This is a genomic window from Occultella aeris, assembly GCF_902703175.1.
Lineage (GTDB): Bacteria > Actinomycetota > Actinomycetes > Actinomycetales > Beutenbergiaceae > Occultella > Occultella aeris.
In genome coordinates, this window is sequence record NZ_CACRYJ010000006.1 from 138020 (window position 1) to 160671 (window position 22652).

16 protein-coding genes are annotated in these 22652 nt (G+C 71.7%); 8 read left to right on the forward strand and 8 right to left on the reverse strand.

The window, feature by feature from the left end; translation table 11 throughout:
* Positions 1 to 11: 11 nt before the first annotated feature.
* The 4 genes from recD to HALOF300_RS01995 form a co-directional block, all read right to left on the reverse strand.
* Entirely contained in the window at positions 12 to 1853 is a 1842-nt protein-coding gene (gene recD / locus HALOF300_RS01980) for an exodeoxyribonuclease V subunit alpha (RefSeq protein WP_156738969.1), read from the reverse strand.
* Positions 1850 to 5236 (reverse strand): UvrD-helicase domain-containing protein, encoded by a 3387-nt coding sequence (locus HALOF300_RS01985; RefSeq protein WP_156738970.1) that lies wholly within the window; start codon positions 5234 to 5236, stop codon positions 1850 to 1852. The genes recD and HALOF300_RS01985 overlap by 4 nt, the downstream gene beginning before the upstream one ends.
* Positions 5233 to 8718, reverse strand: coding sequence for an exodeoxyribonuclease V subunit gamma (recC, locus tag HALOF300_RS01990; RefSeq protein WP_156738971.1), 3486 nt, complete (start codon positions 8716 to 8718; stop codon positions 5233 to 5235). The genes HALOF300_RS01985 and recC overlap by 4 nt, the downstream gene beginning before the upstream one ends.
* Before the next feature lie 110 nt (positions 8719 to 8828).
* Positions 8829 to 9440: a TetR/AcrR family transcriptional regulator gene (locus HALOF300_RS01995; protein ID WP_156738972.1), complete on the reverse strand. Its 612-nt coding sequence runs from the start codon at positions 9438 to 9440 to the stop codon at positions 8829 to 8831.
* A 59-nt stretch (positions 9441 to 9499) separates the two neighbouring features.
* Here HALOF300_RS01995 and HALOF300_RS02000 point away from each other — a divergent pair, with 59 nt between their 5' ends.
* Positions 9500 to 10090, forward strand: coding sequence for a YqeB family protein (locus HALOF300_RS02000; protein WP_156738973.1), 591 nt, complete (start codon positions 9500 to 9502; stop codon positions 10088 to 10090).
* Between the two features lie 6 nt (positions 10091 to 10096).
* On the opposite strand, the gene HALOF300_RS02005 is transcribed toward HALOF300_RS02000, so the two are convergent.
* The 4 genes from HALOF300_RS02005 to HALOF300_RS02020 all read right to left on the reverse strand — a co-directional run bounded on the left by HALOF300_RS02005 (position 10097) and on the right by HALOF300_RS02020 (position 13844).
* Positions 10097 to 10687 carry a GNAT family N-acetyltransferase gene (locus HALOF300_RS02005; RefSeq protein ID WP_197522231.1) on the reverse strand — a complete coding sequence of 197 codons (591 nt, stop codon included), beginning with the start codon at positions 10685 to 10687 and terminating at the stop codon, positions 10097 to 10099.
* Positions 10688 to 10811: 124 nt separating this feature from the next.
* Positions 10812 to 11279, reverse strand: coding sequence for a MarR family winged helix-turn-helix transcriptional regulator (locus HALOF300_RS02010; RefSeq protein WP_156738975.1), 468 nt, complete (start codon positions 11277 to 11279; stop codon positions 10812 to 10814).
* An 81-nt stretch (positions 11280 to 11360) separates the two neighbouring features.
* Positions 11361 to 13346, reverse strand: a complete 1986-nt coding sequence (locus HALOF300_RS02015; RefSeq protein WP_156738976.1) for an ABC1 kinase family protein — start codon at positions 13344 to 13346, stop codon at positions 11361 to 11363.
* A 69-nt stretch (positions 13347 to 13415) separates the two neighbouring features.
* Positions 13416 to 13844, reverse strand: coding sequence for an MmcQ/YjbR family DNA-binding protein (locus HALOF300_RS02020; RefSeq protein WP_156738977.1), 429 nt, complete (start codon positions 13842 to 13844; stop codon positions 13416 to 13418).
* A gap of 72 nt (positions 13845 to 13916) precedes the next feature.
* Between HALOF300_RS02020 and HALOF300_RS02025 the strand changes: the two genes are divergently transcribed.
* The 7 genes from HALOF300_RS02025 to HALOF300_RS02055 all read left to right on the forward strand — a co-directional run bounded on the left by HALOF300_RS02025 (position 13917) and on the right by HALOF300_RS02055 (position 22567).
* Entirely contained in the window at positions 13917 to 15278 is a 1362-nt protein-coding gene (locus tag HALOF300_RS02025) for an LssY C-terminal domain-containing protein (RefSeq protein WP_156738978.1), read from the forward strand.
* Between the two features lie 67 nt (positions 15279 to 15345).
* Positions 15346 to 16485 (forward strand): heme/hemin ABC transporter substrate-binding protein, encoded by a 1140-nt coding sequence (locus HALOF300_RS02030; protein ID WP_231954960.1) that lies wholly within the window; start codon positions 15346 to 15348, stop codon positions 16483 to 16485.
* Positions 16482 to 17678: a FecCD family ABC transporter permease gene (locus tag HALOF300_RS02035; protein ID WP_231954961.1), complete on the forward strand. Its 1197-nt coding sequence runs from the start codon at positions 16482 to 16484 to the stop codon at positions 17676 to 17678. The genes HALOF300_RS02030 and HALOF300_RS02035 overlap by 4 nt, the downstream gene beginning before the upstream one ends.
* Complete coding sequence (locus tag HALOF300_RS02040) at positions 17675 to 18535, forward strand: heme ABC transporter ATP-binding protein (RefSeq protein ID WP_231954962.1); 861 nt, start codon at positions 17675 to 17677, stop codon at positions 18533 to 18535. Before HALOF300_RS02035 ends, HALOF300_RS02040 begins: the two co-directional genes overlap by 4 nt.
* Positions 18532 to 19767 (forward strand): hypothetical protein, encoded by a 1236-nt coding sequence (locus tag HALOF300_RS02045; protein ID WP_156738979.1) that lies wholly within the window; start codon positions 18532 to 18534, stop codon positions 19765 to 19767. The genes HALOF300_RS02040 and HALOF300_RS02045 overlap by 4 nt, the downstream gene beginning before the upstream one ends.
* Positions 19764 to 21044 (forward strand): hypothetical protein, encoded by a 1281-nt coding sequence (locus HALOF300_RS02050; protein WP_156738980.1) that lies wholly within the window; start codon positions 19764 to 19766, stop codon positions 21042 to 21044. Before HALOF300_RS02045 ends, HALOF300_RS02050 begins: the two co-directional genes overlap by 4 nt.
* 131 nt (positions 21045 to 21175) lie before the next feature.
* Positions 21176 to 22567 carry a hypothetical protein gene (locus HALOF300_RS02055; RefSeq protein WP_156738981.1) on the forward strand — a complete coding sequence of 464 codons (1392 nt, stop codon included), beginning with the start codon at positions 21176 to 21178 and terminating at the stop codon, positions 22565 to 22567.
* Positions 22568 to 22652 lie beyond the last annotated feature (85 nt).

Genomic DNA, 22652 nt, shown 5'->3' on the forward strand with positions numbered 1-22652 from the left:
AGACTGTTCGGTCAGCACTCCGGCGTCAGACGCATCCTGAGGCCGGAGGCGCGCTGCACCGGACGGCGCACGGCGGCCCGAACAGCGGCCTCGGTGCCAACCACACGCACTCGCTCGCGTGCCCGGGTGATCGCCGTGTAGAGCAGTTCCCTGGTCAGCAGCGGAGAGTCCGCCGGTGGCAGCAGCACTGTGATCTCGGCAGCCTCGCTGCCCTGGCTCTTGTGGATCGTCATCGCATGCATGGTGTCCACGTCCGCGAGGCGGGACGGGGCGAGCCGGAGTCGCCCGGCGGTGCTCTCCACGACGGCGGTGCGGGTCCCGTCGTCATCGCGGACCACGACGCCGGTATCCCCGTTGAACAGCCCGAGCCCGTAGTCGTTCGCGGTGATCAGCAGTGGTCTGCCGACGTACATCGGCTCGAACAACGGGTCCCCGGTCTCCTCGGTCAGCCAGCGCTCGACGAGGTGGTTCCAGGTCTGCACGCCGAAGGGTCCCCGCCGGTGCGCACAGAGCAAGCGCCGTGACCTGATCATCGCCAACGCGGTCGTCTCGTCCCCGGCGGCGGCCTCGGCGCGTATCGCTGTCGCTTGTGCTGCCAGCAAGGGCCGGAGGGCGCGGGCCGGATCGTCCGTCTCGATGAACTCGACGGCGGGTCCCGAGCCCGCGTCGGTGTCACCAACGCGAAGCGCGGCGAGCACGACCTCCTCGTCGCCACCACCATCCGAGCCCTCTACGCGGAGCGCGTCGACTAGGGCGCCCACGGGAGCCGAGAACCGGTGCGCCGTGGTCAACCGCTGCACCACGGCGCCCGACCCGAGGCCCGCCACCAGGTCCGCGAGGACGGCGCCCGCATCGACGGATGCCAACTGGTCCGGGTCGCCGACCAGCATCAGGCGGGTGTCGTCGCGCGCGGCCTCCAGCAGCCTGGCCATCATGGTCAGGTCCACCATCGAGGTCTCGTCGGCGATGATCACGTCGTGAGGGAGCCGGTTGCCGCGGTGGTGCCGGAACCGTGTGCTGTTGTCCGGGCGCCACCCGAGCAACCGGTGGAGCGTTGTCGCGGTCAGAGTGGGGATCCGGTTCCGATCGGCCTCCGGCAGACCTGCCGCTGCCTCGTTCACAGCCTCCTGCAGCCGCGAGGCCGCCTTGCCGGTGGGTGCCGTCAATGCGATCCGCAGCCGGCGGCCGTGCGCCTCCGCCTGCTCGGCAAGTACCGCGAGCAACCCGGCCACCGCCGTCGTCTTGCCCGTTCCGGGCCCGCCGGTGAGCACCGTGGTGAGTTGCCCCGCCGCCGCCCTGGCCGCAGCGCGCTGCTCCTCGTACCCAGCCCGGAACACCCGAGCCAGCCCTGCGTCCAACAGGGCCTCGTCGACGGCTGGTGCGGTCAGGGCGAGCCGGCGGTGGAGGTCGTCGGCCACCTGACGCTCCTGACGCCAGTACCGGTCCAGATAGAGCAGGTCGTGGTCCCAGCGGATCACTCCGGCCTCAAGCAGCGGGCTGGCCCGCACCACGTCGATCCAGGTCCCCACCTCGGGCCACGGAAGGTCGCCGACCTCCGCCGCGGCGGCGACCTCGCGCAGGTCCACACAGACCGACCCCCGCCGAACTGCCCGACTGGCGACCGCGACTGCGAGCAGGACCCGCTCGTCGGCCTCGCCGCCGATGGCGCCGAGCCTGGTGGCGACGTGCACGTCCGCGGCGTTCAGGTGGTTCGCGTCGTTGAAGGTTCGCAGCAGCCCACCTGCTCGGAGCGCGAGGCGTCGGTCCGCGGGGTCCGTGATCTCGTCGACGGCGTCCGCCCCTGCGGCGGTCGCCTCGACCGAGAGGTCCCGGACCTCGGTCCCGGCGCTCATGCCGCCCCCGCCGAGTCGGCTGCGGCGCCGTCGAGCAGATCGGAGAGCTCCTCTACGAGCGCGAGCGGTGGCCGCCATGAGAACACACCGCACGGCGCACCGTCGATGATCGGGGTCTCGGCACCACACATGCCGCGCAGGTACAGGTAGAGCACTCCGCCGAGCTGGGCCTCGGGACTGTAGCCTCCGCCGAGGCGCCAGCGCAGGAACCGGTGTAGCACCACCGCGTAGAGCAGGGCTTGCAACGGGTAGTCGGAGTGTCCCATCGCGTCCACCAGGGCTTCCGGCCGGTAGTCGTGGGCGCTGAGCCGATGGTCCGGTCGGCCGAGCCAGTTCGTCTTGTAGTCGACGACGAGATACCTCCCATCGACACGGAGGGCCACGTCGATCGAACCAGTGAGGTAGCCGCTCAGCCGTTGGCCGGCCAGCTCGGGGTCCTGGTCCAGCACTCTGGCGTAGGGCAGCAACGGGTCGTCGGCATCCAGATGACGGCGCAGCAGGGGCGCGAGTTCGCCGAGCGTGACCGAGCCAGCCGGCTGGTCCCGCCGGTCACCACCTGCCAGAGGCAACTCGAAATCCATCTCGCAGAGCCGGTCGGTCATTGGGACCTCGCGCAGCGTGGCACCTCTGGCCAGGTGCCCGAGGGGCGTGTCGCACACCTGGACCAGAGCCTCGGCGAGCAGACCGACGTCCACCGGCGATGGCCAACGCACCAACTGCTCCCGGATGCTCTCGACGAACGCGGCGTGCAGGTCCGAAGAACGTGGGTCGGTCACCTCGAGAACCGCGTGCACGAGCGAGCCGAACGCGGCGCCGGCTGGGAGGTCCGCCATCGGGGAGGGGATCTCCGCCGTAGGTCCCTCCGATGAGATCGCGGCCGGGATCTCGATCGGCGGCTCATCCTGCTTGGTGGTCTCCTCCGGTTCGCTCCCGACGGCGTCCGGTGGGCCGGTCCTGGCCGCGGCGCTCAGCGCCGAGTAGGAGGTGCGCCGCCACGTCGTGTCCACGGTCCGGTCGAACCGGCGAGCGGAGAGTTCGGGTGCCGGCGCAGCCGGTGGCTCACCCGTCAGCGGTCCGGGCTCCGCCGGCTCCACGACAAGAGCCCCCTCGGACTGCCACAGGCCTAGTCGCTTCGCGGCCTCGTCATCGCTGGGCACCCCGGAGTGGTCCGGCACCTCATCCTGGCCTGGGCGGCGCCCGAACAGCATCCGGTGCAGCGCCGACTTCGGGGTGTTCGACGTGGGCGACCACCACGTGACCACCTGTGACTGGGCGCGGGTCATCGCCACATAGAGCAGGCGCAGTGACTCACCCGCATCCTCGGCTTGCGATCTCGCGAGGTTGGCCCGACGGTCCGGGTGATTCCCGCCGATGTCCAGGGATCTGGCGCTTGCCGGCGCCGGGCCGTGGAACAGGGGGATGATGTCCGCCCGGTCACCCACCCACCGGTCCGCGACGTGCGGCAGGTACACGATCGGGTACTGCAGGCCCTTGCTCCCGTGGATGGTCACCAACTGCACCGCAGCCGCATCGCTGTCCAACCGGCGGGTTCGGGCGCCGGGTGCCTCCGGACGGTCGTCAGCCATCTGCTCACGGAGCCAACCGACCAGGGCGACCATGCCGAGCCGGTCGGTCACGGCCGCCGCGTGCAGCAGTTGACCGACCTGGCGCAAGTCGGTGAGGTGACGCTCTCCGCCCACGTTGGCAAGCACTCGAGCGGTGAGCCCGCGGCTGCCGGCCGCCTCGAGGACGGCGGCTACCCCGCGCCGCTCGAACGACTCCGCCCAGCTGCGCATGAGCTCGGCGACGGTGTCCGTCAACCTGTCCCCGCCGTCGGCGAGTTCCGCCGCGGTGCGTCCGACGAACGGGCTGAGCGCCGCCGCGCGCACTCGGGGGGAGCGGTGTGGCTGCTCCAGTGACTCCAGGAGGGTCAGCCAGTCGGTGGCCGCCGGCGTTGCGAACACACTGCCGTTGCCGCCGAGGACCGCGGGGATGCCGACGTCGGCGAGCGCGGCCTGAACCTCCCACAACCGGGCGTTCTGGAAGGACAGCACCGCCACGTCGCTCGGCCGGAGCGGGCGGTCGTCGAAGCGGGCACCCGAGGTGAGTAGGGCATGGATGTCGTGGGCGACATCGCGGGCCAGCGCCGGCCGCAGCGGCGTCACGCCGACCAGTTTGCCGGGTGGTTCGCCGAACTGGTCTCGGCGGTGCACCCGCAGCCGCAGCGGTGCGTCCACGTGGGCTCCGGTGAGTCGACTGTGCTGGTGCACGGCCTCCACGTCCCGGACCACGATCTCGGGGTCGCCGAGCGCCGCGCCCAGGAGCATCCGCTGTTGGGCAGCGAGCAACGGAGCGTCCGTCCGCCAGTTGCGCCCGAGTGTGCGCCTTGTGGTGGCGGTCCGGGACGCCTCGAGGTAGGTGACGACGTCGCCGCCGCGGAACGCATAGATCGCCTGCTTCGGGTCGCCGATGAGGACCATGGTGGCGTGTCCGGTGAATGCGCGGTCGAGTACCTGCCACTGCACCGGGTCCGTGTCCTGGAACTCGTCCACCAGCACCACTCGCCATCGGCTGCGCATCCGGTGCCGGGCGGGTGCATCCTCCGGTGCCAGGGCCTGCGCGACCTGGATCAGTAGGTCGTCGTAGGAGAGCACCCCGAGCAGGCGTTTGCGACGCTCGAGTTCGGCGCGCACGGCCCGGGCGAAGCCCACCCGGCGCCCGGCCGGGCTCTTCGGATCGGCGTCGGCAGGCTCAAGCACCGCGGTCGGGTCCGCGACGGCGGCCTCGTAGGCGAGTTGGCGGGCCTGGCCACGTGTGAAGGTCGGCGGTTCGGTGGAGCCCGCGAAGCCGCGCACGTAGAGGTCGTCGACCACCTCCTCGAGCAGATCGCCGAGGTCCTCGACGAGGTGCGCGCCGGCGTCGGTGTCCCCGGCGGTGCCGAGGCTGCGCAGCACCAGTTGGCAGAACTGGTGCGTCGTGGCGATGGTCGCGGTGTCGAACGAGGCGAGCGCCGCGCGCAGGCGGTAACGGCGGGCCCGTCGCTGCGCCGGGTCGGCGTCGAGCAGGAGCCGGGTCAGTGGATCCGGCTCGCCAGGGGTCGCTGCACGGTCACCTGGCTCGCCGAAACTCGTGGCGAGGACGTGCTCGGCGCTCACCAGATGTTCCCGAACTCGCTCGCGCAACTCCTGGCTCGCCATCCGACCGAATGTGACGACGAGCATCTCGTCCAGCTCGGCGACCCCTTCGGCCACGTAGCGCGTGACAAGAGCTCCGATCGTCCAGGTCTTACCCGTGCCGGCGCTGGCCTCGAGCAGCGTGGTGCCGGAGGGCAGCGGATCTGTGATGTCGAACGGGAGCGGGTCGGTCTTCGAGTGGTCGGTCATCGTGCTGCTCCTTGGCTCTCGTGCTCGAGGAGCGGACCCCACACCCGCACGGCGTACTGCCCCAGCCGGGTCGGGGACGTGTTCCATGCCTCGCCCGGCCGCGGCTCGGAGAGCAGCACGTCCACGGGTGCGCCGGGTCCGAACACGCGCACGTGCGCGGGCTTCGCATCCTCACCGGGTACCGGCGAGTTGCGGTCGGTCTTCCAGGAGGTGAGTGCCTTCGCACGGGCGGCCACGGTACGCGCGAGTGGGTCCCGCTGGGCGATCCGTGCGTAGTTCGCGGCCGTGTCGACCGGGAGCGGCAACGGCTCGCGCCGCCCCCGGTCGTAGATGTCCACGAGCGCCCGCAGATGCTCGAGCGGTTCGGTGACCGGCCCGAGGGCGACAGTGTCCGCGCCGGCGCCGGAGCGACCGACGAGCCGCGCGGACCAGTCCCGGGTGGGGTCCGCGGCGCCGACGGCGAGAAGTTTGATCCAGGCCTGCAGACGTTGCTTCGCCCGGAGCGAGGAGTAGGTGATCGAGACGATCCGGTCGCCGTGTATCCCGGACACGGTGCCGGTCAGCCGACGAGCCTCACCGAGGTCGATGTCGACATCCACCGACCGAGCCGGGGCGATGAGCAGGGGAGTACCGACGCGGACCAGCTCGGTGACCGTCTGCACGATCTCCGTGAGTGCGCGCGTGCCGAGTTCGCGGGGTGGCAGTTCACCACGCCGCCGTTCGGCTTGGATCACGGACATGGGGTCCAGCCCGTTGACGGAGTCGCGGAGCATCCGCTCGCCCACTTGCCACTTCTGCAGCCCGTCGAGTTCGATCGGCAGTGCGTCGAGAAGCTCCTCGGTCTCCCGGGGCAGGCCCACGTCCAGCACGGACCTGAGGAAGTCCCCGATCGGGTCCGCGAAGAACCGCAGCAGATCCGCGAGGTTCACATCCGCCGGGGCCGGCGCCGGGAGCGGTTCGGTCAGCAGCGGCGGCAGGGGGATGCGCTCACCAGCCTGGGCACGGGCCCCGCCGAGCGCCGCCCGGTCGAAGCTGAACGGGACCCCGGGCGCGGCGCCGAGTCGGCCGCGCTCATGATTGCGCGGGTCGAAGGGCTGCAGCGGATGCCGGATGACCAGGTCGGCACCGCGGGTGGCGCCCGAGGGATGTGTCGCGGTGAGGGCGAGCGCGTCGAGGATCTCGCCGAGGGGGACCGACGGCGGGCGTTCCAGCCCGGAGTGCTCGTTGGCGCCGGTATAGGTGATCACGAGCTTCTCGGTGGCTGCGAGCAGCGCGTCGAGCAGCAACTGGCGGTCCTCGGAGCGCAGGTCCCGTTCGCCCGTCATCGGGTCTCGGGCCAGCGCGTCGTCACCGTCGAACGTGCCGCTGCGCGGGAACGCACCGTCGTCCAGACCCACCAGGGCCACGACGCGGTGCGGCACGGACCGCATCGGCACCATGGTGCAGACGGTCAGCGTCCCGGTACGGAAGTTCGCGCGGGTCGGTCGGCCGGCGAGCTGATGCTCGAGCAGGACCCGCACGTCGGCCAGGCGCAGCGTGGTGCTCGGCGCCGTCCGACCCGGCCCGCTCGCCCCGTCTGGCTTCGGGGCGAGGGGCGCGAGCCCCGCAGCCGCGGCGCCGATCTCAGCGAGGCCGCGCTCGAACTGGGCGGACTGCCAGGCGTCGTCCGGGCGGACGTCGGTGATGGCGCGCACGCCCTCGGTGAGTGCTGCGACCCACTCGGTTGCCGGTCCCGCCGCGACGAGGGTGCGGATCGTGCGATCCAGGCGGTCCACGAATTCGGCGAACCGGCCGGCGAGGTCCACCCGGCCGCTGCCGACGTCATCCAGCGGCAGCACCGTGTCCAGCCAGTTGTCGGCGCCCTCGGCCATGGCCACGCCGAGCAGCAACCGGTCGATGCCGGCTCGCCAGGTGTTCTCGCGCAGATCCTGCAGCTTGTACGGCGAGCGGGTGTCGGCGTTCAGGCCCCAGCGGATCGAGGCGTGGTCGGTCCAGGTCGTCAGCTGATCGAGATCATCGGTGTCGAAGCCGAACCGCAGCCGGACGGGCTCGGTCGCAGCCAGGTCGAGAACCTCGGTGGCGCGCACCCGACCGCCGGCGAGTGCGACGAGTCGTCCGGCGATCGCGAGCAACGGGTTGGTACTGGTCAGGGCGCGGTCCGCGAGGCGTACCCGCAGCTGGTGCGCAGGGTGCCCCTGACCGCCGGCGACTACATCTGCGAGCCCGAACCCGGCCTGGAACAGCGGTGCGTAGGTCTCGATGTCCGGGCACATCACCAGGATGTCGCGTGGTTCGAGGGTGGGGTCCTCGGCGAGCAGCCCGACAAGGACCTCCCGAAGGACGTCGATCTGCCGACCAGGGCTGTGACACGCGTGCACGCGGACGCTGTCATCGTCGGGTGCCACTGGCCGCGAGGCCCGGATCGCCTCATCCGGGGCCCGGTCGAGCCGGACGTCGGACTGCAGCATGCCGAGCAGGGTGGTGGGCTCGACCGGCGCCTCGACCGGCGCCCTGGGACTCACGTCGATGGTGCCAGGCACGGCATCGGACGGTTGCAGGGAGGACTCGTCGAGCTCCGTGAACACGCCGAGACTGCGTCGCAGCTCGCGGGTGTCCCGACCGAGGGACGAGAGCAGCGGGTGCTCGGCCAGGGTTGCCGATGTGTCCTGACGGCGTGGCACCGTGCCCTTCTCGGCCGTGGTGCCCAGCTTCTCCCACAGCAGTGCGGAGGGCTGCGGCAGCCACAGGTGCACGTCCCGCACCGCAGCCAAACCTCGGAGCAGATCCACCTCGGTGCTCGGCAGCCGGGTGTGTCCGAACAGGGACAGCCGCGCAGGCAGGTCAAGGTCGCTACCGCCTGCGCGGAGGCGCTCGAGGGTCAGTTCGTGTCGGACGTCCGGTGGCGGCGCATCCACCCGCTCCAGCACCCGGCGCAGGAGCTCGGGCTGCCAGGCGAGGTCGGCATCGAGGTCCCCGCCCACGCCGTCGGACGCCCGGCCCTCGCGCCAGTCGGTCACCAGCTGCGGGCGCTGCACGGCGTAGGAGCCGAACAGGCCGGCCAGGCGCCGGGCCACGGAGTAGCGCCGGCTCATCCGGATCGACTCCTCCTCGCCGCCGCGACCGTGTCCGAGGTGAGTCGCGAGGGTGGCGCACCATGGTTCGTCGAGGCCGTCGTCGATCACCTGGAGGAGGGGCCAGACAAGCCGGTCGGGATCCCAGGGGTCGTCGCGCTCGCGGCCGAGGAGCATCGCGACAAGCGAGTGCGGGGTGAGGAAGCGGACCCCGGCGCACACGCCGTCCGTGCCGCGGGGGCCGGTCCCGAGCCGGTGGGACAGACGCTGCGTGAGCCATCGTTCGATCCCACGGGCCGGCACCACGACGACCTCCTCGGCGAACGGATCCGGAAGTCCATCGACGAGGAGGTCACCCAGCCCGTCGGCGAGGGCATCCGTGCGTGCCGCACGGTGGAGGAGGAGGCTCACAGCGATCCATCAGAGCACACCCCGCCGACACGCGTCGGAGATCTGTGGACCCGGGGCCGAGAGCCTTCGTACGTTTCGCCGCCGAATCGGCGATGATCGCGCCTCGACGCTCAGGGCGAAGGCGTCCGCAGCGTGCGGTCGAGCGCCTGCAGTACCCCCTCCAGCCCGCTCCGGCGGGAGTTCACCTGCGTGGCGTACAGGTGCCCGGCGGAGAGTGTCGTCCACAGGAACAGCTCCACCCAGGCGGGATCGAGGCCGGGGTCGATGGACCCGTCGGCCTGCCCGCGCAGCACCGTGTGCGGCACCGGCTCCTCGGGCACGTCGGTGGCACGGGCGGCGAGCGCCACGGACGGATCGGCCAGGGCCTCGTCGGTGATCAGGGGATTGTCGGCGAAGAGCAGGGACAGCACGGGGCCGAGCTCGAACAGGTGCTCACAGAGGCGCTCCAACGCGCTCAGGCCGGTGCCCGCGCCCAGGTCGGCGGCGACGTGGGCGGCGATGATGCGGCGTGCCCCCTCGGTCTTGACCCGGGCCAGCAGCGAGGGTCGGTCGGAGAAGTGCCGATACAGGGACGTCCTGCCGACACCCAGGCGACGGGCCACCTCGCTGAGCGAGGCAGTGGGGTCGGTCGCGAGGATCTCGATCGCGCCGTCGATCATCGCCTGTCGCGAGAGCGCACCGACGCCCTGGGCAGGGTGGTCGGCATCCAGCGTCCTGGTCACCAGCGGAACTCTACCGTACCCGCCTGGTACAGTGCTGTACCACCACTCGGGAGGGGGCCATGGCACGCGACTTCAACGCAATGGACGACTACCGGCGACGTCTCGCGGAAGACGCCGCCGACGCGCCGGAGCCGAGCGGCGCCGTCGGACACCAATCGCCGACCGGCGACGAACCGGCCACCGTGCTCGCCATGGGCGCCGAGGACAAGTGGCTGGTCGCCGTCGTCGGAGCCGCGCTCGGGGTCGGGGTGGGCTTCCTGCTGCCCTGGCTGGGCACGGTCGCTGCACGGTACCCGATCCCGTTCGCCGGGCCGATCGAGTTCCTCAGCTCCTTCGAGGCGCCGGTGCTGGTGGTGCTGCGTCCGGTCATCGGCGCCCTCGTCGGCCTGGTCGTGGCCGCGGTCGTGATCTCCGGCAGTCCTCGCATCACCGTCTCCCCCGTCGAGATCCTGATCGCCAAGGGCGATGACGAGCGCCGCATCGAGCGGAGCCAGGTGGCGGGCGTCTACCGCGAGGGCGGCGCGCTCGTCATCGACTCGGTCGAGGGCCGGCAGCTCTACAAGGGTGACGTCGAGGCGCCACGGGCGGCGGTCCGGGACGCGTTCGTCGCCCACGGCTACCGGTGGGAGATGGTGGACCGGAAGGCCTGACGTCGATCAGGGGCCGATGGCGGGCCATGCCGGACGCCGGGCGTCCCACTCCTCGCGGAGCACACCCATGACCACCGAGTCGTGCACCCCGCCGGACCAGCGCCGGGCCTTGCGGAACCGGCCCTCCTCCACGAAGCCGAGCCGCCGGCCGACGCCGATCATGCCCTCGTTGCCCGAGTAGGTGGCGAAGTCGAGGCGGAGCGCATCGGTCGCGTCGAACAGGTAGGTGGTCCACAGTGCCATCGCCTCGGTGGCCAGGCCGCGACCCCAGTACGCCTCGTCGTGGATGCCGATGCCGAGGCGCCGCCAGTCCGTCTCCCGGCTCTCCCAGTACCAGCTGACGGCGCCTACGAGGACGTCGTCGGCGCGGTCCACGACCGCGAGCATGCCGCGCGGATCGGGGCGATCCGCGTCACCCATCGCCGCCAGGGCGAGGATCCCGGCCCGCATGGCCCCCATCGACTCCGCGGTGGGCGGGCCGAAGTACGGGCCGTTCGTCAGGTGCCAGGGGCGCGCCGGGTCCAGGAGCGAACGGACTCGCGGGTCGTCGGCGACGGTCCAGTCCCGCAGTTCCACACGGGTTCCGGTGATCTTCATCGGTGCCCACCGTAGGGCACCGGTGGGCGTGGGCCCGACGGCGGGCGGGGCGACCTGGCTGGTCGGCCGTCGGTACGCTGCGGCGCGCTTGCGCGGACGCGCGCGGGCTCCGTGGGGTGTTTGGTCAGTTGCGCCGCTGGTCGGCGACCCGGTCCAGGATCGCCTCGCCGACCCGCCCGAACGTGGCCAGATCCTCGGCGCTGACGGCGTCGACCACGAGCGTGCGCGCATGCTGGACGTGACCGGGTGCGGCGGACTCGACGCGGGACCGGCCCGCGTCGGTGAGGATCGCGTTCGTGGCCCGGCGGTCATCGGCGCAGGTCTCGCGCCGGACCAGCTCCTGGCGCTCGAGCCGCTGCACCACGTGGGACAGCCGGGACAACGACCCGTTCGTGAGCTCGGCCAGCGCGCTCATCCGCAACACGCCGTCGTCGGACTCGGCGAGCATCGCGAGGACCATGTACTCGTAGAAACTCAGGCCCGCGTCGCGGGTGAGCTGCGCATCGAGGGCCCCCGGCAGCTTAGTGATCAGGCCCGTCAGGGCGAGCCAGGTCGAACGCTCCTCGTGGGTCAGCCAGAGTGGCTCGGACATGTGCACCTCTATTTGTTTACGGTTCAAGTAATTCTAGCCCGGGCAGGATGTTTGTCAAGACTGGGCCGAGTGGAGCGTGCCTCAACCCTCGTCGGTCTCCCGTCGGAAGATCACGATGAGGACGCGCAGCACGAGGATGATACTGATGCACAGCAGCGTGCTTCCCAGGACGTGGTAGACCCCGATCTCGGGTGTCACCAGGGGACCGGGTGCGACGGCGAACAGCACGACCGACATCAGCCCCGCCGTCGCCCCCAGGATGGCGAGCAGCGCCTGGTGCCACAGTCCGGTCACGAACCGTCGGTCGCGCGGATCGGCGAGGAGCCGGACTCCCACCGAGAGGCGCCCGTGCTCGGCGGCGTCGGCCAGCCGGTCCATCCGGCGGGGCAGCCGGCGCAGGATCGGCAGCGCGGTGGCGACCTCGTGGACCACGCGGGTCCGCACCGCCTCCGGGGTGAGCTCGCGGGCGATCCGGCTCACGCCCGCGGCCCGGGTCGCGCCGAGCAGGTCGTAGCCGGGGTCGATGGTGGTGAGGGTCCCTTCGAGCGTGGCGACCGCCCGGAAGACGGCGGCGACCTCCGGGCGGATGCCGAGCCGCTGCGTGGCGACGAGGCGGAACAGGGCTCCGAACGCGGCCGCGCCATCCGTGCTGCCGGCCGTCGTGAACCGCAGGATGATGATGCCGATCTCCTGTTCCAGGCCGCGCTCGTCGACCTTCTCCGGCCGGTCCACCAGTTCCAGGAGCGCGTCGGTGGCAGCCTGCGAGTCACCGGAGCCGAGCGCGGCCACCAGCCGGCCGACGTTCGCGCGGGTCACGGACCCGAGCCGGCCGACCGAGCCGAGGTCGAGCATCGCCAGGGTCCCGTCGGTGTCGACGAGCAGGTTCCCTGGGTGCAGGTCCACGTGGAAGATTCCGCTCGTCAGCAACTGGTCGATCACGACGCGCAGGAGCGTGTCCGCGATCTCCCCGCGCCGCTCCTCGCCCAGGGCGACCAGGGCCTCCTCGGCGCTGCCGAGCGGGATGCCGGCCATCCGCTCCATCACCAGCACGCGGGGCGTGCACAGGTCCGTGTGCGGGGTGGGCACCCGGATCCCGTCGGTGCCCGCGGCGCGCAGTGCGGCGGCCACGGAGCGCATGTTGCCGGACTCGATGGTGAAGTCAAGCTCCTCCGCGAGCGCCTCCGAGAAGCCGTCGACGAGCCCTTGGAGCCCGAGGGAGGCGCCCCACTCGGTGCGGTCCGCGAGGGTGCGGGCGAGCCTCGCGATGATGTCCAGATCGCGCTCGACCTCGGCGCTGATGCCTGGTCGCTGGACCTTGACGACCACTTCGGAACCGTCCAGCAGGCGCCCCGCGTGGACCTGCGCGACGGACGCGGCAGCCAGCGGCTGCGAGTCGAGGAAGCTGAACACGTCCTCGACGCCGCGGCCGAGCTCGGTCTCCAGCATGTCCCGGACCTGCGGCCATGGCACCGCGGGTGCATCGTCCTGCAGCGCGGCCAGTTCAGACGTGAACTCCGGCGGCAGCAGGTCGCGGCGGGTGGACAGTTGCTGCCCGAGCTTGATGAAGGTGACGCCGCCGTCCTCGAGGGCCCGGCGCAGGGAGCGGGCCAGGTCACGCCGTTCGGGGGCGGTGCGCAACCCCCGATGCACCCGTCCGCGCAGGAACCGGGACAGGCCGTGCCTGGCGACGACGCGCAGGATGTGCAGGTAGCGGCGGGTGCGCGAGAGCCGGGCCCGCGCCGAACGCCGCAACTCCAGCGGCCCGGGCAGGGAGCCGGTCGGGACCAGCGCCTCGATGACCACGAGGATCGCCATCGCAACGATCAGCACGAAACCAGACAGGAGCGCGACGTACAGTCCAAGGGTCAGGAAGTCCTGGTCCTGGGGTGGTGCGGGCAGGATCGCCTGGAGGACCGTCGGGCCGAGGGCGCCGGCGACGAAGGCAGCCACCATGGTGCGCAGCAGACCCATCCGCACGCCGAGCAGCCGCCGCACGAGCAGCGCGAAGATCAGCACCGAGAAGATCACGCTGGCGACGGTGAGCGAGCTCCCCAGGAAGTCGACCATGGCCCCGAGTCTCCCGGCAATCGCAGCGCCGCACCAATCCCCGGGAAGGGGGAACGTGCGCGCGTGGACTCACCCGGAAGGTGGAGACGCGGCGTCCCATTCGGCCACCAGGCGGGCCGGACTGACCTGCCGGTAGGACGCGTCCACCAGCTCGAAGACCTCGTCCCAGTCCACCTGCGCCACGGTCGTGCCGCCGTGGGCGAGGTCAAGGCCGATCCAGCCGTATGCCCCCTCGTAGGCGGGCAGGTAGTAGCGCTCGTCCTGCTCCAGTGCCGGTCGCTCGGCCTCGTCGGGCAGCACCAGGATGGAGTGGTCGTACCGGACCCGGGTGCTGGCCGGCCCCTTCGTGCCGCCGCCGTAGGTGACGAAGATCTTCGCCGTCCGGAACGTCGGCCGCCCGTGGCTGACCCGCTCGGTCACACCAGGGAACCGGCCGCAGGTGGCGCGCACACGCGCCAGGTACGGGTCGTCGTCATCGAACATCTGTGGGTGCGCCATCGTGCCTCTCCTGCCGGTGCGGCAACAGCGTGTGGACCATCGTAGGGGCCCACCGCCGGTTACCGTTGCACCATGCGCGGGACGTTGAGCGAGCGGGCCCATGCGGCCGTCGAGGAGGTGCAGGAGAACCCGGTCAGATTCGCCGACCGCGTGTTCTTCACCTTCGCGACCGTCGCCGCCGCGTGGCTGGCGTTCCTGCTCGTCAACCAGTTCGTGACAGCGGGATGGCGCCACGTCTGGGCGTTCCTGCCGTTCTGGCTGATCGTCGCCTACCTCCTGCTGCCGCGGATCCACTCCCTGCTCACCAAGGTGTACGTGCCGGACTACTTCATCGGTCGTTCGCGCACCCGCGAGGGCCTGCTCGGCGATCCCGTGAACGTCGGCTTCCGGGGCCGGCAGGACCGGATCCACGAGGCCATGCTCCGCGCCGGCTGGCACCGGGCCGATGAGATCAACCTGACCAGCAGCCGCCGGATGGTGGTCTCGACCATCATGCGCCGGTCCTACTCCGATGCCCCGGTCAGCCCGCTCTACCTGTTCGGACGCCGGCAGCGGTTCACCTACCAGCAGGAGGTCGAGGGCAACCCAGCCAAGCGCCACCACGTCCGGTTCTGGCCATGTCCGAAGGGCTGGCGACTGCCCGGCGGACACCGCGCGAACTGGCTGGCAGCGGGAACCTACGACACCGCCGTCGGGCTCAATCTGTTCACGCTGCAGGTGACGCACCGGATCGATGCCGACATCGACGCCGAACGGGACCACATCGTCGCGACGCTGACCGCCCCCGAAGCCGGGAACGCCGGCATCCGGGTGAAGCACCTGAAGAACTTCTCCACCGGCTACCACGCCCGCAACGGCGGCGGCGACGCGATCCGCACCGACGGGGACCTGCCGATCGTCGACGTGCGGGCGCTGCCGCCGGCGACGCCGGAGATCCTGGCGGCCGTCGAGGCCGATCACCGCGAGGCAGAGCAGAGCCGTGCCGTGCCGCTGACCGTTGCCCTCGGGCTGTTTCTGATGCTGCTGCGGGTGGTCGCCGGTGCGTTCTCGCTGAACTGGGTGCTGCACCTGGCCCGTGAGTCGATCGACGAGCTGTGGATCCTCGCCCCGATGCTCGACCTCGGCTTCAGCCTCGAGCAGGGGTACGTGCTCGTGCGTGGGGTCATCATGGGCTACCTGCTCGCCTATCTCTTGCTGTCCTACCTGGTGTACCGGGGTCGCAACTGGGCCCGGATGGTGACCATGGCGATCAGCACGGTGAGCATCATCGTGTACGCGGTGCTGTGGCTGACCGCGGCCCCGGAGAGTGCGCTCTCGAGCAACCTGATCGGCTCCTCGCTCGAGATCCTGGTGCTCCTGGCGTTCTCGGGCGAGACCGCGCGGCGGTTCACCAGCGGGAAGAACCCGGAGAACCACCCGATCGACGGGGTCTGAACATCGACGATTAGGCAAGCCTTGCCTATTTTAGGTTAGCCTCTCCTGAGAACAGGGAGGTGGGCCCGTGCGGGCACGTCGATCGGTGATGCCGTCAGGGCGGCAGCCGGGTAGCAGCAAGGGTCTCGGGCCGGCGCGGAGCATCGCGACACTGCTCGCGGTGCTCGCGCTGGTCGCAGCGTGCTCGGGTGGTGCCGGCGGCGCCGGGGGAGCGCCCGACGGCGGAGCGCGGCTGGCCCAGGTGGAGCCGCTCACGGACCCGGGGGCGTACGTCGGTCCGAGCTCGGCGGTTCTCGCCGACTCCGCGATCGTGCCGATCGCCGCCGACCCGGAGCCGGTCCTCCCGGTCGCGCTCACCGACGCCCAGGGCACCGAGGTGACCGTGACGGACGTCAGCCGGATCCTCGCGCTGGACATCTACGGGTCCACCTCGCGCACCGTCTTCGAGCTCGGTCTGGGGGAGAACCTCGTGGGCCGGGACACCTCGTCGGCCTACCCCGAGATCACCGACCGGCCCCTGGTGACCGCCAACGGGCATGAACTGAACGCCGAGTCGATCCTCGACCTCGCGCCGACCTTGATCATCACCGACACCAGCCTGGGACCCTGGGACGTCGTCCTGCAGATGCGGGACGCCGGCATTCCCGTCGTGGTGGTGGATTCACATCGCAGCCTCGAGGGCGTCGGAGCGCTCATCCAGCAGGTGGCGGACGCGGTCGGCCTGAGCGCCGAGGGCGCAGCGCTCGCGGCCCGCGCCACCGCTGATATCGAGGCCACCGTCGCGCAGATCGCCGCGGTGGCGCCGCCCGAGGGGCAGCGCCTGCGGATCGCGTTCCTGTACGTCCGCGGCCAGTCCGGGATCTACTACCTGTTCGGCACCGGCTCCGGGACAGACTCCCTGATCACCGCCCTCGGCGGGGTGGACGTGGCCACCGAGATCGGGTGGGACGGGATGCGACCGCTCACCGATGAGGGACTGATCGCCGCACAGCCGGATCTCGTCCTGGTCATGAGCAAGGGCCTGGAGTCCGTCGACGGCGTGGACGGACTGCTCGAGGCCGTGCCCGCGCTGGCGTACACCCCAGCAGGGGAGAACCGTCGCGTCGTGGATATGGACGACAGCCAGATCCTGTCCTTCGGGCCGAACACCGCCGACGTGCTCGATGCGCTCGCGGTTGCGATCTACGCACCCGAGGCCAACCAGTGACCGCCTATGCCCCCGTGCGGCTGAGCCGGCCGGCGCCGCCGGACCCGGCCGGTGGGGCAGGGATGGGCCATGGAGCCGTCGTCGCGGTCGGATCGGTCGGCGACGAAGTCGACGTCGGCGGTGCGCCGACGCGGACCAGCGTGGCGCGCGCACCGTCCCGGGCCGGCCGGGTGGTGGTGCTCTTCGTCTCGCTCACCGTCGCACTGGGGGTCCTGCTGATCCTGTCCGTCGGCCTCGGGCAGATGGGGATCACGCCGGCCGAGGTGCTCGGCTCGATCCTGAACCGGCTGGGCCTGGGCGTGCTGCCTGGGCCCGCGCACCCGAACGCGGAGTCCGCGCTCTGGGCGGTCCGGATGCCCCGGCTGCTCCTCGCCGCCATGGTCGGGGCCGCGCTGGCCACCGGGGGCGTGCTCATGCAGGGTGTCTTCGGCAACCCGCTCGCCGAGCCCGGCGTGATCGGGGTCTCCTCCGGTGCGGCGGTCGGCGCCTGCACGGTCATCGTGCTCGGCCTGAACGCCCTGGGCACCTGGACCGCCGTGGTCGCCGCCTTCATCGGCGGGCTGATCACGACCGCGGTCGCCTACTCGACCGCGCGACAGGAGGGGCGCACCGAGGTCGTCACCCTGGTCCTGACCGGGGTGGCCGTCAACGCGGTGGCGGGGGCGATCATCGCGTTCCTGACCTTCCTCGGGGACACCTCGGCGCGTGAGGAGATCGTGTTCTGGCAATTGGGCAGCCTGAACGGCACCCGGTGGGAGCACGTGCTGGTCGCGGCGCCGGTGATCGTGCTGGGGGTGGCCGCATCCGGGCTGTTCGCGCGCCGGCTCGACCTGCTCGCTCTCGGCGAGCGACCGGCCCGGCACTTGGGCGTGGACGTCGAACGGCTCCGGATCGTGGTCATCGTGCTGGTCGCCATCCTGACCAGCGCCGCCGTGGCGTTCTGCGGCGTGATCGCGTTCGTGGGGCTGGTGGTGCCGCACCTGGTCCGGATGCTCGTCGGTCCCGGGCACACCGTCCTGCTGCCCGCCAGCGCCCTCGGCGGCGCGGTCCTGCTGCTCGCCGCGGACCTCGCCGCCCGCACCGTGGTGCCGTACGCGGACCTGCCGATCGGCATGCTCACCGCCCTCGTCGGCGGACCGTTCTTCTTCTACCTGATCCGCCGGACCCGGCGCGGCGCGGGGGGCTGGTCATGAGCGCCCAGGCGGTGCGGGCGCCGAGCATGGCCTACCCGTGGGACGGCCCCGAGCCCAGGGCAGCGCTGATCGGCTGCGAAGGCCTCAGCCTGCGCCTTGGCGGGCAGCCGGTGCTGGTCGACGTGGACCTGCGGGTGCACGCCGGCGAGGTCGTCGCCCTGGTGGGACCCAATGGCGCGGGCAAGTCCACCCTGCTCGCCGCGCTCGCGGGCGACCTCGACCCCGAGCAGGGCCGTGTGCTGCTCGGCGAGCACGACCTGAGCGCGGTGCCCGTGGCCGAGCGTGCCCGTGCCCGCGCCGTGCAGGTCCAGGAGGCCCGGCTCTCGTTCGCGTTCCGCGCGGAGGAGGTCGTCCGGATGGGCCGGGCACCGTGGCGGGGAACGCGGTTCGCCGCCGAGGACGACGCGGTGGTCGCCGATGCCCTGAGAACCAGCGAGGTCGAGCATCTGGCCGGGCGCCTGTTCCCGACCCTGTCCGGCGGTGAGAAGGCCCGCACGGCCTTCGCCCGCGCCGTCGGGCAGGAGACGGCCGTGCTGATGCTCGACGAACCCACCGCGGCCCTGGACATCCGGCACCAGGAGCGCCTGCTCGCCGAGGTCCGCGAACGAGCCGCTGCCGGGGTGGGCGTGGTCGTCGTGTTGCACGACCTCACCCTCGCCGCCGCCTACGCGGACCGGATCGTGTTGCTCGCGGACGGCCGGGTCCGCGCGGACGGGCCCCCGCGAGACGTGCTCACCGCGGAACTGCTGACCGAGGTCTATCGGTACCCGATCGCCGTCGTGGAGCACGAGGACTCCCGCGCGCTCGTGGTACTCCCGCTGCGCGATCGGCGCAGCCCACAGAAGGAGGAGTCATGAGCGCGACCGCAGACCGGTGGCGCACGGCGCTCGCTGCGACCGCAGCGGCGGTTGCGCTGTGCGCGGCGTCCGTGCTGACCGCCGCACCCGTGGCCGCGGCCGGAAGGGTCACCATCGACAGTGACCTCGGCGGCGCCCAGGTGTCGCTGACCGAGCCCACGACGATCTCGGTGAACGGGTCCGGGTTCCAGTCGATCCAGAACGGCTTCGGTGGCGTCTATGTGCTGTTCGGCTGGGTCACGGATCCCGGGGGCGGGTCCTGGCGACCCAGCGAGGGCGGACACACGGGTGACACCTATCTGTACGTGCCGGACACCGAGGCGCTGGACAACGCCGGCTACCAGCGATTCGTATCGTTTCCCGGCTCCAGCACGGCCGCCGCTGCGAACGGCGGCCTGCTCGCCGCGGACGGCACCTTCTCGCTCTCGATGATCATCCCCGGCCCCACCTTCACCGCCCAGGACCGCGACGGCAACGCCGCGAGCGTGGACTGCCGCGAGGTCAGCTGCGGCATCATCACCGTCGGCGCGCACGGCGTGGTCAACGCGAACAACGAGTCGTTCACGCCCGTGACGTTCATCGACACCTCCGGTTCCGCAGGCTCGAGCGGCTCGAGTGGCACCGACGCGGGGGCCGAACCAGCGGCGACCGGTGCCGAGGCCACCGACGCCGAGACGCCGGCCGGGGGCGCCGAGGAGGCCTCGGTCACCACCGGCCCGGCCACGATAGGGGTGGACCAGACGGCGGTCGTGCAGGGCCGGGTGGTCGGCTTCACCGGGCAGGGATTCACGCCGGGTGAGCAGGTTCTGGTGACCCTCGCCGGTGGGTTGGCCGCGGCCGGTCCCTACACCGCCGGCCAGTTCGGGGAGGTCGCCGGGACGCTGGCACTGCCCACGGACATCCGGCTCGGCACCCACGTGCTGCGCATGTCCGGCGCCGGGTCCGGGCAGGCGCCGGAGATCACGCTGACCGTCATGCCCGATCCCGACGCCGCCCCACCGCTGACGCAGGAGCAGCCGGGACTGTCCTGGGCGTTCCTCGTGGCCGTGATCGTCGGGGCAGTGCTGCTGGCACTCATCCTGTCCTCGCTGATCGCGGCGCTGGTGCGGCGCCGGCGCCGGAAGCGCATCGCTGCCGAAACGACCACAGCGGCTTCCGCGGCGGGCCAGGTCGACGACACAGTCGTGCTGCCCCCGGTACGCCGAACGACCCGTCGTGAGGTGGGCGTATGAGTCGGCGCTTCCTCGGGGCCCTCGCCCTGGCCGTCGCGCTCGCGTTCTCGGCGGTGGCTCCCGCGCACGCTGACGACGTGAACGTCACCGTGACCATCCCCGGCGCCGGCGGTCCGGTGACCCTCAGCGACGCGCAGCTGCGTTGGGGGCTGAACGACGAGACCGGCAGCGGAGCGTTCTTCGGGGGGTGCAACTTCCTCTCGGCGGGGATCGCCGGGGACGCCGGGAGCTCGCACGTGTGGCCCAACGGCAATCCCTACTACCACTCGGCCGCCGGGAACGTCACGATCGAGCGCCCCGTCGTGTCCGGAGCGACCACCGCCTACCGGGAGGCCACCTGGGACGAGCGATGCCTGGACCCGGCGGGTAACCGGCTCAGCTCCTCCGGGTTCAACTCGAGCGGCCAGCAGGTGGTGATCGACGGCGGCACGGGCGAGATGGACCCGGACGAGGGCACGGCGACCGTCCGCTGGGAGGGTTCCTTCACGGTCGCCTACTACGGCGGCATGACGTACTGGTGGGCCTCCGACCCCGTGCTCACGGTCGTCGACGGCATCGGCACGCTGACCGCCACCGCGGGCGGGTTCGGTGCCTCGATGGAGGACACGTCGAAGTGGGTCCCGCTGCCGGAGCGCCAGATCGTGCTCGCGAACCTGGGCGCCGTCGACCTGGATGCCGAGGCCGGGTTCGCCGCACTGCCCGCCTACTCCGGGGTGACGGCGAGCGTGCCGGGCGGTGCCATCGCGCAGGTGCGCACCGGTGACGCCTGGGGCTCGTTCCCGCAGTCCTTCATCGACTTCCAGTTCCAGACCGGGCAGGGCTCGTACTGGTACTCCTCCGGAGGGTTGCGCGACCGCGCAAAGCCGGCCACCACCGTCTACGTGTCCTACGACGCGCAGCATCCGGTCACCGTGCCCCCGCCCGTGCTGGTCGACCCCCCGAGCGGCCTCGGCCCAGGGTTCGGCGGCGGGAGCGGCACGGGCGTCGCGGGCGGCAATGGCAGCGGGGGATCCGGCGTAGGCCAAACCCCACCGAGGGTCGCGCCGACTGCCGTGGCGCCGCTGGTGACCGATGCGCCGTTCGTCCGCACGGCAGCGCTCGCTCCGGACACACTGCTGCCGTCCACCGGCCTCATTCCGGACGTCGGAGCACTGTCCGGCATGGACCCGGCCGAGCAGTTCGCGTGGGCCTTGTCCGGCGTGTTCGCGCTCTCGGGGGCAGCTCTGGTCGGGTTCCGCAAGGGCTGGCTCATCCTGCCGTGGCTCATCTCCAGATGAGCCACGGCGTCGCCTGCGGGGCGCCGAGTGACCGCGGAGTGAGAGGCACTGGATTGGCAAGGCAAACCTAAGTAAGGTAAGGCTCGCCTGAATTGGCAAGCACTTCCCCCTCACAACAAGAGAGGCATCACATGCACAGCACATCCGCGGCAGGATCGTCCGGCCGCCGCGTCCTGGCAGGGCTGGGGGCCCTGGCAGTCGCACTCTCGGCGGGCATAGCGATCGCGGCGCCCGCCCAGGCCGCAGTGACCGAGGTCGACGACGTCACCCTGCGCTGGGCCATGAGCGAGGAGGCCGGCGGCGGCGCCTACTTCGGCGGCTGCAACTTCCTCGTCGCCGGGGCCGCCGGCAACGCCGGCAGCAGCCGGGTCTGGACCGAGGCCGACGGCTTCTACCAGACCGAGGTCGGCAACGTCGCGATCGAGAAGCCGACCGCCGACGGCGGTTGGGCCCAGCCCACCTGGGCCACCAAGTGCCAGAACGCCAGCGGTGCGGCCGTGGGCACCGGCGCCGGCAGCACCACCGGAAACCAGGTGGTCCTGTCCGCCGGCACCGGCACCGTGGACACCGAGGCCGGCACCGCGGAGATCTCGTGGGACGGCGACTACACCGTGGTCTTCTACGGTGGCCTGACCTACTGGACCGTCAGCGACCCCACCCTCACGGTGGCCGCGGACGGTTCCGGTACCCTCACCGGCACCGGGTCGGGCTGGGGAGCCTCCATGGAGGACCCGACCCTGTGGGAGGAGCTCACGCCGGCGGTGATCGAGCTCGCCACGTTCACCGGGCTGAGCGTCGACGCGGACGGCTTCACCGCGACGCCGGAGTACCTGGGCGTCGAGGTGGACCCTGGCGAGGGCGTCAGCCCGCAGGTCCGGACGGGTGCGAACTGGGGATCGTTCCCGCAGTCGTACGTGACCTTCCAGTACGCGACCGGTCAGTCCTCCTACTGGTACTCCTCGGGTGGCGCCGCCGACCCGAAGAAGCTGGCCGCGCCGGTCGCCGTGGCCTGGACGGTGGACGAGGGTGAGCCGGGCGAGTCCGGCGACGGCGACGTGCCGATCGAGGTGATCGTGCCCGAGCCGAGTGAGCCCGAACCGGGTGTGTTCTCCTGGACCATCCAGGGCAGTGGCGCCGTGAACCTCGGTACCGCCACCGCGAACGCGAGCGGCTTCGCAGCCAACGGCAACCTCCACTCGATCGCGATCGAGGACACCCGCGAAGGCGGCCAGCAATTCTCCATCTCGGGTGTGGCCGGTGCGTTCAGCTCCGGGTCGAACACCTTCGCCGGTGGCGCCCTCGGCTGGACCCCGGCGCTGACCGGTGAGCTCGCGGGCGTGCAGCCCGGGGCTCCGGTGGCGGCGGGCAACCCAGGTCTGGGTACCACCCAGACGCTCGTCTCCGCGTCGGCGGGTCACGCCCTCGGCACGGTCACGGTGGACGCGCAGCTCGCGCTGCTCGCCCCTGCGAACACCCCGGCCGGGGCGTACACCTCGACCCTGACCCTCACCGCGCTGGGCTGAGCAGTACCCGTCCAGCATCCTCCGAGCAGTACGGCGACCCCGGTCGGCGGAGCCCAGCGCTCCGTGGGCCGGGGTCACCGGCGGT